General features: G+C 70.3%; 17 protein-coding genes. All 17 read right to left on the bottom strand.

All coding sequences use genetic code 11. From position 1 onward, the window contains the following. Window positions 1–25 precede the first annotated feature (25 nt). The gene (locus ABT345_RS16865; RefSeq protein ID WP_345092837.1) at window positions 26–826 is read right to left on the bottom strand and encodes an SPDY domain-containing protein; all 801 of its coding nucleotides are present in this window, start codon (window positions 824–826) and stop codon (window positions 26–28) included. Further along, the gene (locus tag ABT345_RS16870) at window positions 823–1,209 is read right to left on the bottom strand and encodes a hypothetical protein (protein WP_345092833.1); all 387 of its coding nucleotides are present in this window, start codon (window positions 1,207–1,209) and stop codon (window positions 823–825) included. Before ABT345_RS16870 ends, ABT345_RS16865 begins: the two co-directional genes overlap by 4 nt. A 582-nt stretch (window positions 1,210–1,791) precedes the next feature. Beyond that, window positions 1,792–2,448, bottom strand: coding sequence for a hypothetical protein (locus ABT345_RS16875; protein WP_345092830.1), 657 nt, complete (start codon window positions 2,446–2,448; stop codon window positions 1,792–1,794). Then, the gene (locus ABT345_RS16880) at window positions 2,445–3,200 is read right to left on the bottom strand and encodes a hypothetical protein (RefSeq protein WP_345092827.1); all 756 of its coding nucleotides are present in this window, start codon (window positions 3,198–3,200) and stop codon (window positions 2,445–2,447) included. The genes ABT345_RS16875 and ABT345_RS16880 overlap by 4 nt, the downstream gene beginning before the upstream one ends. A 23-nt stretch (window positions 3,201–3,223) precedes the next feature. Next, complete coding sequence (locus ABT345_RS16885; RefSeq protein WP_345092824.1) at window positions 3,224–3,916, bottom strand: hypothetical protein; 693 nt, start codon at window positions 3,914–3,916, stop codon at window positions 3,224–3,226. 172 nt (window positions 3,917–4,088) lie between these two features. Further along, the gene (locus ABT345_RS16890) at window positions 4,089–4,856 is read right to left on the bottom strand and encodes a hypothetical protein (RefSeq protein ID WP_345092821.1); all 768 of its coding nucleotides are present in this window, start codon (window positions 4,854–4,856) and stop codon (window positions 4,089–4,091) included. Next, the gene (locus ABT345_RS16895) at window positions 4,853–5,281 is read right to left on the bottom strand and encodes a hypothetical protein (protein ID WP_345092818.1); all 429 of its coding nucleotides are present in this window, start codon (window positions 5,279–5,281) and stop codon (window positions 4,853–4,855) included. The genes ABT345_RS16890 and ABT345_RS16895 overlap by 4 nt, the downstream gene beginning before the upstream one ends. A gap of 96 nt (window positions 5,282–5,377) precedes the next feature. Further along, on the bottom strand, window positions 5,378–5,875 hold the full coding sequence (locus ABT345_RS16900) for a hypothetical protein (protein WP_345092815.1): 498 nt from the start codon (window positions 5,873–5,875) through the stop codon (window positions 5,378–5,380). 180 nt (window positions 5,876–6,055) lie between these two features. Continuing rightward, window positions 6,056–7,246, bottom strand: a complete 1,191-nt coding sequence (locus ABT345_RS16905) for a hypothetical protein (RefSeq protein ID WP_386461579.1) — start codon at window positions 7,244–7,246, stop codon at window positions 6,056–6,058. Continuing rightward, window positions 7,243–7,695, bottom strand: coding sequence for a hypothetical protein (locus ABT345_RS16910; protein ID WP_345092972.1), 453 nt, complete (start codon window positions 7,693–7,695; stop codon window positions 7,243–7,245). The genes ABT345_RS16905 and ABT345_RS16910 overlap by 4 nt, the downstream gene beginning before the upstream one ends. A gap of 26 nt (window positions 7,696–7,721) precedes the next feature. Further along, complete coding sequence (locus ABT345_RS16915) at window positions 7,722–8,906, bottom strand: hypothetical protein (protein WP_345092810.1); 1,185 nt, start codon at window positions 8,904–8,906, stop codon at window positions 7,722–7,724. Between the two features lie 50 nt (window positions 8,907–8,956). After that, entirely contained in the window at window positions 8,957–9,766 is an 810-nt protein-coding gene (locus tag ABT345_RS16920; protein ID WP_345092808.1) for an SPDY domain-containing protein, read from the bottom strand. A gap of 117 nt (window positions 9,767–9,883) precedes the next feature. Beyond that, window positions 9,884–10,663: a hypothetical protein gene (locus ABT345_RS16925; protein WP_345092805.1), complete on the bottom strand. Its 780-nt coding sequence runs from the start codon at window positions 10,661–10,663 to the stop codon at window positions 9,884–9,886. A 269-nt stretch (window positions 10,664–10,932) separates the two neighbouring features. Next, window positions 10,933–11,502 (bottom strand): hypothetical protein, encoded by a 570-nt coding sequence (locus ABT345_RS16930; RefSeq protein ID WP_345092802.1) that lies wholly within the window; start codon window positions 11,500–11,502, stop codon window positions 10,933–10,935. 15 nt (window positions 11,503–11,517) lie between these two features. After that, window positions 11,518–13,032 (bottom strand): VirB4 family type IV secretion system protein, encoded by a 1,515-nt coding sequence (locus ABT345_RS16935; RefSeq protein WP_345092799.1) that lies wholly within the window; start codon window positions 13,030–13,032, stop codon window positions 11,518–11,520. Between the two features lie 28 nt (window positions 13,033–13,060). After that, window positions 13,061–13,519: a DUF6238 family protein gene (locus tag ABT345_RS16940; protein ID WP_345092796.1), complete on the bottom strand. Its 459-nt coding sequence runs from the start codon at window positions 13,517–13,519 to the stop codon at window positions 13,061–13,063. A gap of 106 nt (window positions 13,520–13,625) precedes the next feature. Beyond that, window positions 13,626–15,098 carry an SCO6880 family protein gene (locus ABT345_RS16945; RefSeq protein WP_345092793.1) on the bottom strand — a complete coding sequence of 491 codons (1,473 nt, stop codon included), beginning with the start codon at window positions 15,096–15,098 and terminating at the stop codon, window positions 13,626–13,628. Window positions 15,099–15,141: the final 43 nt, after the last annotated feature.

The raw sequence follows: 15,141 nt of genomic DNA on the forward strand, positions 1-15,141 counted from the left end.
CGAGGTATCACCCGGTGGTCCGCGGTCAGCGGTTGCGGACGCCCTGCGCGGCGAAGCGCGGCGGGACCTTGCCGCGCGGACGGGCACTGGTCCAGCCGCCGCGAGCCCAGGTCGCGGCGCGCGCTGCGTTGAGGCGGTTCTGCTGCCAGCCTCGAAGTTGCGAGGGCAGTACGGAGCGCGAGTGGGCGCGGATGCGTGAGGTGGGCGGGACGTGCCCGCGGGGCCGCATGACGGGTTCGGGGGCGGCCATCGCGGTGGTCAGGGCTTCCATCAGGTGCATCGGGGTGGTGGACGTAGCCGTGGCGCTCCAGCTCAGGACCGTCTCGACGCCGGCGCCGAGCCGCCACACGGCCTGGCCAGGACCGGCTTGATGCCACTGAAGGAACGCGGCGCCGTCCGGGCTGATCGCGGTGGGATGGCCTCCCGGTGCCCTGCGCCACCGCTGCTGCTGCAGCGGTCCCCACACGTTCGGCGCGTGTGCTGTTGCGGGGCGGGTGAGGGCATCGGTCATCCCGGCGACGATCTCGACCGGCGTGTGCCGGTCGAAGGTCACGTGCCAGGCGTCCTGGTGCGCCGTCGCGGCGCCCTGGATGCGCCATCCGCCCGGTTGTGCGTACGGGTCGTAGGCGACCTGCGTGGATTTGTCGCGGCTCACGAAGACGAGGGGGCCGTCCCTCTTGGTCTTGTCGATCCAGCCGGAGGCTCGCAGGTACTCGGTAACGTGGCGCAGGTCGCCGCCGCCGGCGAGGTAGCGCGGCTCGATGAGGTAGTGCTGCTCGGGCTGGTCCGGGCCCCAACGTGCCCACTGAGGTGGCGTCTTCTTCATCGGCGGCGCCTTGCGACCATGGCGCTGGCCGCTGGCCGGGCGACAGCTGCCGGGCTGCCGGAAGGCTGGGCAAGACGCTTGAGTTCGTCGGCGTGGTCGTTCAGGTCCAGTGCGGCGTCGTTGAGTGTGTTCGCCGCACGTCCCAGGGCGAGGGCGAGCTCGGGCGACGCCGTGCCGTCCTCGGCCTGTACCTTCGCGCGGTGCGCGGCGGTGATCAGCACCCCGGTGATCCGCCCGAGGACTCCGTCCTCGGTGTCGATCACGTGGCGGAGGATCTCGGCACCCTGCTTGGGGCCGGCGACCAGGAGGTGGTCGTCGAGCGTGGTGATGAGGCGGGCGATGTCGTCGGCGAGGCGTACGGGGGAGGTCGAGGCGTACGTCATGTTCCTCCGCGGCGGCCGAGGCGACGGGATTCGTCGAGGACCGATTCAGGCCGGCTGGCAGCGAGAAGGGTGGAGCGCTCGCGGTCGCCGACGATGCAGGCGCGCAGGTAACGGCGCAGGATGAAGGTCGCAAGGCGAGGACCGCGGTCGCGGTGGATCGGGTGGGGGAATCGATGTGCGGGGGTGACAAGAACTCCTGGTAGGGCGGCGTGGTACCGGCCTGTCGGGCCGGTACCACGCAGATCACGGGGTAGGGCCCTGAGCCGCAGTGATGGGCGGCGTAGGCGGGAGGGCAGTGGCTTCCGGGGAGGCAAACACGAGGAGGCGGGCACTGAACCCGGCGGCCAGAAGTACAGGAATGGCGCCGGTGGCCCGGGCTCTTCGTTCCTCCTCGCCACTGACGCGGGGGATGTCGAACCAGATGGCGGTCCGCTCCGTGGCGGCTACGGTCTCGCGCCGGAATCCGAGATGGCCGAGCAGTCAGAGCAGCTCTGCGGGGCATCGGCGGGGACGTCGACGCGGACGGGGCGGCCGGGGGCCGGCCGGAAGATCGCGGCGTCGAGGCCGAGTTCTTCAGCGCGGTTACCCATGGCCGTGGGTACGCGAAGTTGAAGGCGGGGTGCGGAGGCCCGGTGGCGGTGCGGTGGCGGGCTGTTGAGCTGTGCGTGCGATGTGGTTGCGGGCGCGGAGGACGGTGTGGGCGGCCCGGAGCAGGGAGTCGGTGGTGTTCCCGAGCCGTGCGATGGGCTCGGGTTCCTTGCCGGGCTCGGAATTTTGGAGGTCGCTGGCGGTGATCCAGGCACGGACGATCACTTCCCTGGTGAGGGGGAGCAGCCCGTGGATGGGGGACGCGACCTCGGCCAGGACTTCGGCCACCTCGCTGCTGGTCTCGGCGGTAGCGACCCGTTCGGCGAGCTTCGCCACGTAGCGCAGGGCTGCCTCACGTTCGCCGTCCGGTGTGGCCAGCATGTTCAGGGCGGGGTCGAGGTGGACGCTGTGACCGGCGGTGGCCAGGGCATGCGCGGCGGCGGTCGCCTTCAGACGCTGCTGCTCGACGGGCAGACCGTGCGGAAGCCGGTGGTAGTCCCCGCGAGGCCCGGCTGCGGAGAGGAAGCCACCGGCCCGTTGGAGGAGGTCCGCTGCCTGCTCGGTTCCGCCGATGGCGACGACCAGGCCGGTGCGAGGGTCCTTGGTGATGGTGACGTACTCCAGCACCCAGAAGTCGGGCTCCTGCGTCATCGAGACCTGATGGCCGGCGTACGGCTGCCGGTCGGGGCCGGCGGCGTGAATGCCGGGGCGGCCGGGGGCGTGATTCGGGCCGCGGGGTGCTGGAGAGCAGTGCCGATGCCGAGCGCGTCGAGCTGCGGGCCGACTTCGCGCAGGGCACGGGCCTGGGCCTGCGTGTCGTCGCCGTTGAGACGGTAGATGCCGCTCTGCGGGTCCAGGTCGAAACCGTGTGCCACGAGGACGGCGCCGGGGCGGTCGTCGGCCGGCACGGTGGCGACGCTGCCATCCGGCTGCCAGGTCAGGACGATCCGGCCCGGCTGGGAGGGCTGGATAGTGCCCAGGGCGTTGTGGCGGACCTGCGCGAGGGCGCTGTCGTAGCGGGCGAGCAGATCGCTGGCGATCTGCTCGGCACTCAGGAACGGGTCGTCGGCCAGCGCGATGCCATTGGGCTCGGGGACATCCCGGTATGCCTCATCAGGCAGGGCGCGCGGAGCGACGGCCGCGACAAGGAAGCCGTCGCGCTCGTGTCGGTCCAGAAGGACGAGCTGCGAGCCGCCCGGACGGCTCAGGACAGCGGCCTGCCGCAGGGGGCGCTCGGCGAGGGCGGCGGCGACCAGGTCCAGGTCCCAGATACGGTCGGCGAGTTCGGCGAGATCGTCCTTGGCGTCGGCCGGGAGATGAGAGCTGCTCCAAGCGCCGGGAAGCTCGTCGGCGAGGACATCGGCGTACGAGGCGAGGCTCGCAGAGGTGTCGTGGTCGTGCATGGATTCCTTGAGCGAAGAGGTGTTCAGCGGCGCAGCCCGGCGGCCATCGGCGGCGGGGCCGGGAGCGTGCGCGGCGGGGGTGGGCAGGCGCACACGGCGGACCGCTCTTGTTCGGTTGGCGGGACTTCCGCGGCGCAGGTGCTGCGGCCGGGGTGAGGGGCATGCCGGTCGGCGAGCTGATTACGGATGTAGGAGAGATCGGTACGGATGGCGTGAAGGTGCTCGTCGGAGAGGTAGCGCAGCCGCTGGGCGACGTAGGGATCGGCCGCCTTGCCGAGCCCGTTGTAGAAGTCGGCGGTGGCGTCGAGGACTTCGTCCAGCGCGGCGAGGACGCCGTCGTGGGCGGCGGTCAGCTCGGTCAGCGTGCCGGCCACCTCGTCCGTCGTGGCGGCCTCGCGGATCCGGTCGGCGAGGTGGGCGACCGAAGCACCCAGCGGCAGGAAGCTGGCCGGACGCGAGTCGGTGTCGAAGCCCTCGTCGCAGTCGACGTGGTACCCGACGGCTCGGAGTCGGGCGACGGCATCGGTGGCGAGACGGGACTCGTCATCGGTGGCCAGGTCGGCGGGGGCGCGGTGGTAGGTCTCGTGGACGCGGACCACGGCGACGAAACCGGCGCGCTGCAGCATGCTGTGCGCTTCGGAGTCACCGCCTCGGGCGAGGAGTTCGCCGGAGTGCAGGTCGCGTCGGATTTCCAGGAAGCGGTCGGTAGGGGGCAAGGAGACGTTTCTCCTACGATGGTCGGCGGGCGGTGTCCGGGAGAGGGCGAAAGCCAGGCCCGGCCAGTGAGCGACGACCGTGTACTCCGTCAGCCCCACGTTCAGCGAGACCAGCCGCCCTCGCGCCATTTCGAGCGGGTTGTGGCCGGCGGGCTCTCGTGCAGGCGGAACATCACGGCGTTGCTTCGGTTGTACGGGTGTGCCGATAGAGGTCGTGTGCGGCGCTGATCATCTGGCGCTCGCGGACCAGGTCGGCGTGGACGGCCGGGGCGCCCGGCGGCAGGAGCTCCAGCGCCTGGTCGATGGCCGCGAGTCCGTCCTCGTAACGGCTGAGGCGGCGCAGTGCGCCTGCCACGCGGAAGAGCACGATCGGGTCCCGGGCCGGGGCCCGGGAGGCCAGGTCTAGGAGGCGTTCCGGGCCGCGGTCCAGGTGGTGGCCCAGCCACAGGCCGTGCAGCAGCACATGCACGACTTTCGGATGGTCTCCGCACTCGGCGAGGACATCGTCCATGGCGGCCAGGCCCTCCGGGCGGGACTGCCCCAGCAGCGCGAAGGCGTGCAAGGCGCGGCTGTAGCAGTCCATCGCCGCCCGTGTGCGCGGCGGGAGCTGCTCGACAAGTCTTTCGAGGGACCGGCACCGGAAGTCGAACCGTAGCCCGCTGCCGGTGAGGTGCAGGTACGTGCGTGAGGTGATCGGATCGAGCCTGGGCGCGGTGACCTGGTCCGGCGTGAGAACGCTCAGGACGCTGTGGCCGGCGGCGCGTGCCGCCCAGGCGGCGTCCGCGCAGATCTCCGCCGACTCCCGCCAGTCGGCGTCGAGGCCGTGTAGGTCGGCCGCGAGGCGGCCCGGCCACGACGGATCGCTCGGGTCCTCCGTTGCCCGGGAGCGGGTGTGCAGGAGAGCGAGGGCACGTCCGGGGCGGCGGTGAGGCCGGTTCATCGGCTGGCCCGCACGTCGGCGACGTGGACGAGCTGGCCGAGAGCCGTGACCGTGTACCAGCCGCAATCGATCAGCACACCGTCGTGTCCGGCGAACCGGGGCAGGAGAAGGTCCTCCATGGCACGCAGGTGGATGAGGCAGTCCGGGCAGTGAAGACTGACATGTACGAGGTAGCGGGGGTGGGCGGTGATGAAGCTCTGTTCCCCTCCGGTGGGGTGGTGCAGGCGCCAGCCGTTCTCCTCGGTCGGCGTGTGCCAGGACGGGGCCACGACGCGCATAGGGTCGCCCCATAGCTCCTTGCCAGTGATCCCCTTCAGGACGACGACGTTGTCGCCGGCCTGGAAGTGCTGGTGAGTGATCTCCCGATCGAGGGTGAGCGGATCGGGCGTCGGAGCGAACGCCGAGGTGGGCGGGGGTTGGGACATGAGTTCCTTCCACGCAGTCGCTGGCGGGGGAACATCAATAGTCCGGAGAAACAGCGGTTGGCCAAACGGACGTTTTCCGGCTATGTTGCCCCGCCGTCAACGGAACGGGTTCTCCGTCCCACGGTCCGTCGCAGAGGCTGCGTCGAGGAGTTCGAGCAGGTCTGCTCCTTCGGTGTCGCGCTGATCTATCCACCATCCGGCACGGGTGATGGCGCGGGCCTTCTCCTCCAGCTCCGCCCAGTCCGCCTCGTCCCAACCCCCCTCGATGACGAGGGCGGTGTGCGCGGCCGTCATCAGTTGGTGGCGGGAGCGTTCACCCCAGTCAAGGGTTCTTTCCGGGCCCTCCAACTGCGGCATGTCGAACTGCTTGGCCCACGCCACGGCCGCCTCCTGCTCCTCGGCGCGTTTCGTCGCGAGCCACTCCTCCTTCGATTCGGAGTCGGCGTCGCGCGCCGCCTTCCAGCAGTCGGTGCAGTCCTTCGAGGCGAGCCAGCGGGCAAATCCCGCCCGCTTGTCAGCAGGGCGGTTGGACAGGTCGTGATCTACCTGGTGGGAGCAGGCGTGCTCCACGGTCCAGTGCGTACGCACGGCCATAAGTCGATCTCCTTAAAGCGTGGGAACGGGGCAAGATTGCACAGAGAGGACATCTTGCTTCGGTGTCGGGCCGGACGGCGTCGCCAGCGCAGCATCGTCCGGCGGGCGGTCCGTGGCCGGTTGCACCATCGAGGAGGACAGCCTGTACAGGGCGTTGAGCAGTCCCCCGAGCCCGTGCTGCTACGTGTGGTGGCGCGTGGTCGTGCGGGCGCGGCCCGGCGGAGCGGGCGGCGCGGTGTCCACGGTCGGCCGTGGGCGGGCGCGCACCACCGGAGTGCGGTGCGGGGGCAGGACAGCGACCGTTGCGCCGAGGTCCTTGGCCGCCTTTTCGACTTCGCGCGTGAGGAAGTTGATCTGCCGGCCCAGCGCCGAGAGGCGGGCGGCGATCTGCCGGCCCTGCACGGTCTCCAGGGCGCTGGCGAACTGCGCACTCGTTTCCAGGAGTTCTTGGAGGCGGACCATCGGGCCCGCGCAGTAGCCGCTCTGGACGGCGCCGAGGAGAGCATCTGATGCGTCACCGGCGGTCTGGCCCTCGACGACATTGCGAAGGAGCTCCTGCAGTGACACCTCCGGAGCCGGTGCCGGGCGGTCGAACCGGGAGACATCCGAGCGCAGCACGCCGGGCGGAACCGGGGAGGGCAGTGCCCCCGCCTCGTATTCGTGGGCGTAGCGCCCGATCACCTGCCAGCCCGGAGCGCCAAGGTCGCCGCGCAGCGCGACCACCGTCGAGTCGTCGTCTTTGGCCAGGTAGGCGAGGGTGATCTGTTGCCCGTCGGCGGCGTACCACGACTCAACCAGTTCCAGATCGCCTCGTCTCCGCGCGGCTTGGGCCAACCCGGTCCAATGCTGCTGTTCCTCGTCGGTCAGCGGAGCCTTGTGGTGCTGGCCATCGCGCTGGTCGGCGAGGTGGCTGGCGATGAAGCTGTGGTCTGCCCAGATGGCGAGGTGCGGCCACAGAGCCGCGTGCTGAGCACGTTCGGAGCGGGAGCCGGGGGTAACCGGTCGTTCGAGGGCTTGGCGAATTTCGGCGGCGGAGGCGGCCAGTTCATCCAGTACGGCCCGCCATCCAGCCAGGTGCGGGGCAGGAGGGAGTTTGTCGAGCACGCGGCGGGCGGCGTCGAGGAGAGCCCCGGTATGTGGGGCGAGGTGGGTGGTGTACGCCTCCACTGCCGCCTTGTCGCGGTTGGCCCGCGCGGCTTTTGCGACGTCGGTGTGGACGGTGCGGCCGTAGTGGTCGCGTGTCATGTCGAGCGCGGCATCGGTCTCGCGGCCGATGACCGCCATCCGCAGCTGGAAGCGGCGCGCCCCGGCAGAGGCTTCGGGCACTGGCGGCGCAGGACCGTTGACGGCTGGGCCATCTGTGGGTGTCATCGGGACCGCCCACCGGCCGTGGCCGTCAAGTGGACGGTCGGTGCGTAGGTGGGCTTCGGCGGCGTTGGCCGGGCCGCCGGCGTGGAGGCGGCCAACGGCGAGGAATGCTGCGTCGTGCGGATGGCGGCGGCGTCGGCGAGACGGCTGCGGCGCTCCTGGAGTCCGTTGGGCCGGACGGGGCGTGGCGGGTCGGCGGAGCGGGATGGGGCAAGGCGGACATCGGCTTGAACGGTGTAACCGTGGCGGCGCAGATCGTGGATGGCCTGGCGCGTGCGGCGGACCCCGTCTTGCTCGGGGTGGGTGAGCCGGTACAGGCCCGGGGCGTCGGGGACGGGTTCGAACTGTTCGCGAACCAGGAACCAGTCGGCGACGTGCGCGGGGATGTTCGCGGTGGCGGCGGCGACGAAGCCGTGCTCGGGATGGGAGCCGAAGCGAAAGTGGTCAGACAGAGGCGGTCCTTTCTGTTCTGTGGTGGTCAGCGGTGCACTGGCGCAGAGCGGGAAGCTGACGGGGGCGTCGGGCTGGTGGTGAGCAGCCGCGGGCTGGGCGCGGACAGCGTGGCCGGCCCGCCCGGTTCGGCTGCTCGGGCCTGGCGCTCGAACACCTTGGTGTGGGCGAGCCACGTCTCGATCGCGGGCAGGACGGCGAGGCCGAGCTGCCCGCGGACCTGGCTCCATTCGTGGTCTGGCAGCGTGCGGGGGACCGAGTACAGGTTGTCGCCCAGATCGTTCCATTCGTGCCAGGCGTCTTGGCTGTGGGCGAGCGCTTCGCGCAGACGGGTCAGGACCGCGGCGTCTTCGGGCCAGGGGGTGGCGGCGGGCCGGCAGCGGGTGAGCAGGACCGGCGCGTGTTCGAGGACGTCGCTGTAGGACAGCCAGGCGTGGTCGGCGAAGTCCCGTTCCATTCCGGCGATCAGGCGGGAGTTGCGGAGCGGGACTCCGTCGCTGTACCTGCCGGAGTCCTTGATCGTCTGGAGGGTCTCGTGTTCTTCCCGGATGCGCTCCAGGGCGTGCAGAACGGTGTTCAGGTCCTGGTGGTGCAGGGATCGATGGTAGGCGGGCAGGAACGTGTGCGTGACGGCGCGGGCGGCGAGGCGAGGGTCGGAGGGCAGCACGATGCTGTGCGGCGTGGTGGGATCGTCGTGAGGGTCCTCCTGCTCACGGTCGGTGAGCGCGCCCAGGAGGTAGCCGCTGCGGTGACCGGGGCGCTCGACCAGCAGCAGCTCGGTGCCCGAACCGTTCTTCAGGACGGAAGCGAAGGGGAGGCGGTGATCTTCGAGAGCCCGATATATCTCGCCCGCTTCCCACAGCATGGGGAAGAGGTCTTCCTGCCACAGCGGATGGGCGTAAATCTGCAGTCCGGCGTTCCACGGGCCGGGCAGCAAGGCGGCGATCTCGGTGCCGATGTCGCCGAGGTAGGGCCGGGTGCTGGTGGTAATGGTGGCGCCATGCTCGTGGGCGCGGTTCACCAGGGCGCTGGCGGTGCGCCGAGCGACCTGCGGATCGGTCATCGGGGCAGTGAAGGCCCCGTTGGGAAGGCGCGCGAACCCGGCCTCTTCCAGTGCCCGGTTGGCCTGCTGGTACTTCTCGCCGTGCGTGATGGCGACCAGGCCCAGGGAACGGCTGGTGGCGAGGTTGATCTCGGAGGTCGGGGCGGGCATCGAGGTCCTGGTGTCGAGACTTGGGGCGAGTTCGCCTGGAGGGGCAGGGCTCAGCGAGTTTTCGGGGTGCGCTTGGGCTCGGCGCTGCGTGCGGGTCCGCCGGGGGGAGGGGCCGCCGGGATGTGGCGCGATGGCGTTGAGAGGCGTTCGATGGTCACCAGCGGAACGACGGCGGCAGGGAACGGGAAGGCCGTGGAGCGCAGGGTGGGCTGTGGATCGAGCGTCTCGGCGACGACCGCGTGCATGAGAATGGCTGGCGTCTTGTCCGTGAACGAGATGTCCCACAGGCGACCAAGGTCTTCCGGGGAAGCGCCCACCTGCCAGGTGACGGATGCGTCTCCACGGATGGGCGGTGCCGACGAGTTCACGGGCCGACTGATCACGGCGGCGTGTCCGTCGCGCGAGACGAATCCGGAGAGCCCGATCTCGTCGAAGTAGGCCCAGGAGTCAACGTCAACGTAGAGCTCCAGAAGGCCGGGCTCGGCACCGATGCCGTAGATGACGTGATCCGGATCGGTGGCCAGTTCCGCTGCCAGGGTGCTGAAGAGCCCGGCGACGAACTCGATGGGCGCGTTACCCGCGATATCCGCACGCCAGCGCTCCGGCGCTTCTTCGTCGGTACGGGCTGTGATCACCATGTGTGGGCCTTGGCCCAATGCTGTGGGGTCATGGCGGATCGTGATGCGCCGGCAGGGGCTGGTGACGGTCAAGGACGACGCGTCGATGTGTGCGTTCCAGGCGACTTCGTCGGCGAAAGTGTCGAGGAGCTGGCGGTGGTCATTGGGGAAGCTGGCGGCCAGGTAGCGGGGAGAGATGAGGACCTTCTCCCGGGGCGCGTCCTGGGCGTGGGCGTCGGGCATGGTTCTTCCGGTGGGTTGAGCTTCGGCAGCTGAACGAGTGGCCTCAACTACGAGGTGAAGGAGGCGGGACTGCTGTAGAGAGCGGCTTCGTGAGCAGTGGCGCCTGCGGAAGCGGGGTCAGCGCGTGCGGTGGTGCATCGGTGAGGTCTTCGGCGCTGCCGGCGGAGGGGCCGTGGTGGTGGGCGCCGAGTCTCGGAAGTTGACACGGATGCCCTTGGCCGTGAGCTGCTGGACCACGCCATGGACGCGAAGTGCACGATCACTGTCTCCGTACGATGCGGGTAGGAGGAACGCTGCCTGGTGCGGGTGGTATTGGAACCCGTGTGCGTACAGCGTCGTGCGGGCATCGACCGGCACGCTCTCGTACGGCGAGCCGAGGGCCCCGTCGTCGTACAGGGTCAGGGTGAGAACCCCATCGATCAGCGGCGGGCCGGGCCGGTGCGGAGGATCGGGCTGGGCCTCGGCGTTGTCGAATACCTGTTGCAGGGCTGCTTGGTAGCGGGGCAGAACCCGCCGGGCGACTCGCGCTGCTGCCCGCGCGGGATCCTTGGGAACCGCGATGCCGTTGGGTTCCTCGACCCCTACGAAGTGGTGGGGCTTGACGTGAGGGGCATAGGGGGCGAGCGGGGCGACGACGAACTGGTGCGGGCGAAGGGGGCGGTCGGTCACGTACAGCCGTTGTTCGGCCGGTCCGTGGAGCACGGCGTGGTGCGTGAGGACGTACTCGTGGACGACGTGGTTGACGTGGCCGATGTCCCAGAGCTGTTCGGCATGAGGGAACTGATCCGCATATCGAGCGTGGCGCAGGTACTCGCTGGTCCAAGTACCGGGCAGACGGGCGCCCAGGCCAGCCACGAAGACGGACAGGTCAGTGCGGCAGCCGTCGTCAGCGCCCACGGCTCCTCCTACGGGAGGCGGGCGGACGGTGCGGGGGTGATGTCCGGACGGAGGGGGCGGGCTCCGCGACCGGAGTGAAGTCGAATTCGTACTCGTCGTAGGTGGAGATCAGGTCGTGTTCCATCTGCGCTTCGCGCTCGGCGACTTGGACCATTAGATCTTCGTGTTCGTTCTGACGCTGCTGGTACTCGGCCCAGTCGGCGTCGCTGATATGAGCGGGGCGGTTCAGGGGACTCCTTGAAGAGGTGACGTTGGTTCTTCGACACGGGCTAGCGGTGGCGACCGCTCGGCTTGGGCGGCGGGGGTGCCGGGGTCTCCCGGGGCGTGAGTGCTGCGAGGAAGCGGTGGAATTCGAGGTGATTGTCGAGTTCCTTGACCGCGTCGCGAAGGGATTCCGACGCGCGCCGCAGGAAGGCGCGCGCCGAGGCGTGGTCGATGACCATCCGGTTCTTGAGGTAGTCCAGGTCGTACGGGCTGGAGGACCGTGTCAAGGCCAGGGCGCACTCCGCGGTCTCGGTGAAGTGCGGCGCTGCGCGGGTCGCCATGGTGGCCGCTATGGCGAGATGGCGCAGGACGGCGGTGCCGTCGCGGGAGGTGCTGTGCGGGTGTCGGGCGAAGCCTGCAGTCATCCGGAGGACGTCACGGGAGAGATCTTGCGCATCGGTGGCGTGCTGGAGCAGCGCGGAGTAGGAGGGAGCGTCCGGCACGTGCCCGCTCTCGTCCAGCAGCTCCCACTGCTGGGCGGCGTCGAGCAGTTTGTCGCTCGCTGGGTTGAGCGTGTCGATCAGGCGGATGACGTCCTCGCGCGGTATCAGTTCACGCTGGATGTTGGGATTCATGAACCTCCTGCTGTTTCAGTGCATTCGGGCGTCGGTGTCGAAGAGCGACAACTCGCGTCTGTGTAGAAGGTGTTGGACGATAAAGCTGCGACCTGCGACTTTCCACAAGCCGCGCCCTCGGTTGAGGTGCGAGATGGCTTCCATTTCGACGGAGGTCAGGCCGAGCAGGGAGGCTGCGGCGTGGAGCTGGTCGGTCTCCTGGCGGTAGATGATCCTGGTGCTGCAGTCGGCGAGGAGTCCTTCGGCCAGAGCCCGTCCCTGCGACCCGGCGTCGCCGGCGGTGAGCAGGTCGGACAGCCGGTGGATCACCATGAGGTTGGCGACGCCGAGGCCGCGGGAGAGCTTCCACTGGCTCTGCATGCGCTGCAGCAGGCCGATGTGCCGCATCAGTCTCCACGCCTCGTCGTACACGATCCAGCGCCGTCCGCCGCCCGGATCGGAGAGGGCGGACTCCATCCAGGCGGAGGCGCAGGTCATCGCCAGGACAAGGGCGGTGTCGTCGCCGGAACCGCCGAGCCGGGACAGGTCGATGGTGAGCATCGGCGCGGTCGGGTCGAAGGCGACGGTGGAGGGGGCGTCGAACATGCCGGCCAGGTCACCGTGGACGAGTCGGCGCATCGCGTGCGCCAGGTCACGGGCGGCATCACCAAGTTGGCCCGACACCGTCCCTGCGGCCTCGTCGAGCGCACTCGAGTTGGTGAGGGTGGCTGCGATATCGCCCAGGAGCGGGGCGCGGCCGGTGTCCGCGGCGCAGGTGACGACGGCGTCCAGGGCGACGTCCAGGGCGGTGTGCTCCATGGGCATCAGGTCCCGGCCCAGAACGGTCCGGGCCAGGGAGCCGAGCAGGAGCAGACGCCTCTTGCGGATCTCGCCCGCCCAGTCGGCCTCGGAGATGCTCTCCGGGCGTGGAGCCGCGTCCAGGGGGTTCAGCCGTCCGGGCAGCCCGGGGCCGAGAGCGACGGACCGGCCGCCGAGGGCCTGCGCCACCGGCGTCCACTCCCCCTTCGGATCGCACGGAACGTAGACGCGGTAGCCGAAGGCCACCGAACGTAGCGCGAAACTCTTGGCCAGCGCGCTTTTACCCTGGCCGATCACCCCGGCCAGCAAAAGGTTGGGGTTGGTGAAGCCCTCGACCTTGCCGTACAGCGCGAACGGATCGAAGACGAACGACGCCTCGGCGTGAACGTCGCGCCCGATGTAGATGCCCTCGGCGCCGAGTCCGCCCTCGGCCAAGAACGGGTACGCCCCGCTCGCGGTCGCCGTGGTCATGCGGTGGGCAGGCAGCTTCAGCCGGTGGTTGCGCGCGGAGGCGGACCCGGGACGCCCGCTCGGCGGGTACAGCGCGGCGGGCATCTCCTGCTCGGCGGGCGCGCTTTCGGCCTGGTGGGCGATGGCTTCCGCGCGGACCTTGGCGGTGACCTGGGCGAGCTGACGGCGGGCGGCCTTGCGGCTGGCGCGGTCGGTGCCGTGGGGGGTGAAGAGCGGGCTTGCGGACGCGCGGCGGGCGCGCCGGGCGGGCCGGTGGTTCATCGAAGGCCGTCGATTCTGCGGGTTGTACTCACCGCACGCAGGCCGTGGCGTGCGGGCGGAGGTCGGTGGGGGTGGTCTTGCGGCGGATGACGTGGCCGGTGGCGAGGTGGCGCTGGCAGATCGTCAGCACAGGCGGTCCCTCGGGCAACCGTTCGGGCCGGCACTCAGTTGCCTCGGTCCCGGCCGTTGTGCTGGGCAGAAGGTGGAAGGCGGAGTGAACCTCGCTGGTGGCCTGCCAGAGGCGGGTGTGCGCGGTGGCGAGGTGGCGGCTGGCGGTGGGGTGTGGCGACCGCGTGGTCTCGGCGAGCCGGTCCAAGAGCTGGTGCAGGGCGGTCAGATGGGCGTGCAGCACGTCTAGGTGCAGGCGGTCCGCAGACCGGGGCGGGTGCTCAGCTGATGGTGCCAGGGGGCGGGTGTGGTGGCGGACTCCGGCGGTTGCGGCGCGGAGGTAGGGGTGCGCGTCGTCCGGACGCGTGAGGGAGGTCAAGATCGGTGATCCTTCCTGCCGGACGGCAGGGGCAGTGACAGGTGGTCCGTCGCGGAGGCTCGAAGAACAGTGGTCCAAGGTACGGGTGGGAGGGGGCAGGACCAGCTCACAGGGCGGTCCGGGCGAGGGGGAGCGCGCCGAGAGCGAAGGCCGGCGGCTGTTGGTAGTTGAGACGTCGGAGGTCGACGCCGGAGGTGACGGCGTGAGTCTCGACCTGTGCGCAGGCGGCGTCCAGGAGGGCGTCGGTCTCGGCGGTTACGGTGACCAGGCCGGTCAGGGCCACGTCGGCGTGCCCGGCGATGAGCTGACGCTCGCGTGCTTTGACGTCCGCGTACTCGACGGAGTCCTCTTCGGAGTCGACCTGTCCCCTGCGTGCCCGTTCGTTGGCGTCGGAGATGATCGCCGCCTTCTTCCGCTGGACGTCCCGCAGCGCGGACTCGAGCCCCTGCGGCACATATAGCAGGGAGAGACTGCGGCGGACGCCGGCTGTGAACATGAGCCCGTGCAGGAACCCGGCTCCCGTTTCGGTGCGCGGCCAGTTCTCGACCCAGTACGTCGCGTGCCGTGCGCTGTCGGTGGCGAGGCGGTCGTAGTCCTCGACTTGGACGACGGGCCCGGCGGCTGCGGGGTCTGCTTCGGCGCGGCCGGTCTCGGACCACTGCTGGAGCGAGGCGAGCGCCTTGGGGTCGTAGGCGGTGCGGACGACGGCGGCGATCTCTCGCGAGCTCAGCCACCCGGTGACCTGAAGACCGGCGCCACGGGCGGCCTGGGCGATGGACGCGGTGGTCTGCTGCAGGACGGTGAACGCCCCGGGCAGCCCTCCGCCGGCCTGCGCGATCAGGCGACGGGCGGCTTTGAGGTCGAGGGCGATGGCGAGGTAGGTCTCGTGCGGGGCAGCGGCAGGGCCGGCCGAGGCGACCAGTTCGGAGTAGATCTGCCCGGCGACCGGGGTCTGGGGCTGCCCGTTCTGGACCCAGTGGCGGGTGAGGGTGTCACCGCTGTCGGGGACGGTGCGCTCCAACACCTGGACGGTGGCGACGTGCCCGGTGCGGGCGATACCCGCCAGCGCGCGCCCCCAACTGCTCACGTGGTGGTTCTGAGTCGCGGGGTCGAGGAGGGCGAAGGCACGCGCGCTGACGCGCGCGACGGCGGTCAGGGTCTGCTGGTGCGGATCGTGCACGGCCGCGGCGCCGGTGGCGGAGTCGCCGGGCGTCACCACCTTCAAAGAGGCAGCAGTGCCGGGCAGGTGGAGAACCCCGTCCTGCCGGGGGCGGGTGACAGGCCGGGCGAGCCAGAGGGCCTGGCCCGCTCGGCGGCGATATGCGTAGCGGGCAACGATCGGCGCCCAGTCGATCAGGGAGCGGCCGTGCCGGCGGATCGCGACGAGGGCCGCGGACGTGGCCCACAGTGGGGCCAGAGCGATAGCTCCGAGCAGGCCGGTGGACACCACCGTCATCAGCAGAAGTGCCAACGTGCCAGCAACAAGGATGAGTTGGGGCAGGGACAGGCCGAGGAGGATGCCGCGTCGGCTCCGGTGCGGGAACTTCACCGTGACCGGGGCGACGGAGAGGTCAGTCAAGGGAGGGTCCTGGTGGCGCGGTTGGAACCCGGGGCGGGAGGTG

The organism is Streptomyces sp. NPDC000404, from assembly GCF_040300365.1.
GTDB classification, from domain to species: domain Bacteria; phylum Actinomycetota; class Actinomycetes; order Streptomycetales; family Streptomycetaceae; genus Streptomyces; species Streptomyces ramulosus.

What these genes read in the sequence shown, in the direction of transcription:
- ABT345_RS16865 (WP_345092837.1), bottom strand. Translation starts at nt 826, where the DNA reads ATGAAGAAGACGCCACCTCAGTGGGCACGTTGGGGCCCGGACCAGCCC.
- ABT345_RS16870 (WP_345092833.1), bottom strand. Translation starts at nt 1,209, where the DNA reads ATGACGTACGCCTCGACCTCCCCCGTACGCCTCGCCGACGACATCGCC.
- ABT345_RS16875 (WP_345092830.1), bottom strand. Translation starts at nt 2,448, where the DNA reads ATGACGCAGGAGCCCGACTTCTGGGTGCTGGAGTACGTCACCATCACC.
- ABT345_RS16880 (WP_345092827.1), bottom strand. Translation starts at nt 3,200, where the DNA reads ATGCACGACCACGACACCTCTGCGAGCCTCGCCTCGTACGCCGATGTC.
- ABT345_RS16890 (WP_345092821.1), bottom strand. Translation starts at nt 4,856, where the DNA reads ATGAACCGGCCTCACCGCCGCCCCGGACGTGCCCTCGCTCTCCTGCAC.
- ABT345_RS16895 (WP_345092818.1), bottom strand. Translation starts at nt 5,281, where the DNA reads ATGTCCCAACCCCCGCCCACCTCGGCGTTCGCTCCGACGCCCGATCCG.
- ABT345_RS16900 (WP_345092815.1), bottom strand. Translation starts at nt 5,875, where the DNA reads ATGGCCGTGCGTACGCACTGGACCGTGGAGCACGCCTGCTCCCACCAG.
- ABT345_RS16905 (WP_386461579.1), bottom strand. Translation starts at nt 7,246, where the DNA reads ATGACACCCACAGATGGCCCAGCCGTCAACGGTCCTGCGCCGCCAGTG.
- ABT345_RS16915 (WP_345092810.1), bottom strand. Translation starts at nt 8,906, where the DNA reads ATGCCCGCCCCGACCTCCGAGATCAACCTCGCCACCAGCCGTTCCCTG.
- ABT345_RS16920 (WP_345092808.1), bottom strand. Translation starts at nt 9,766, where the DNA reads ATGCCCGACGCCCACGCCCAGGACGCGCCCCGGGAGAAGGTCCTCATC.
- ABT345_RS16930 (WP_345092802.1), bottom strand. Translation starts at nt 11,502, where the DNA reads ATGAATCCCAACATCCAGCGTGAACTGATACCGCGCGAGGACGTCATC.
- ABT345_RS16935 (WP_345092799.1), bottom strand. Translation starts at nt 13,032, where the DNA reads ATGAACCACCGGCCCGCCCGGCGCGCCCGCCGCGCGTCCGCAAGCCCG.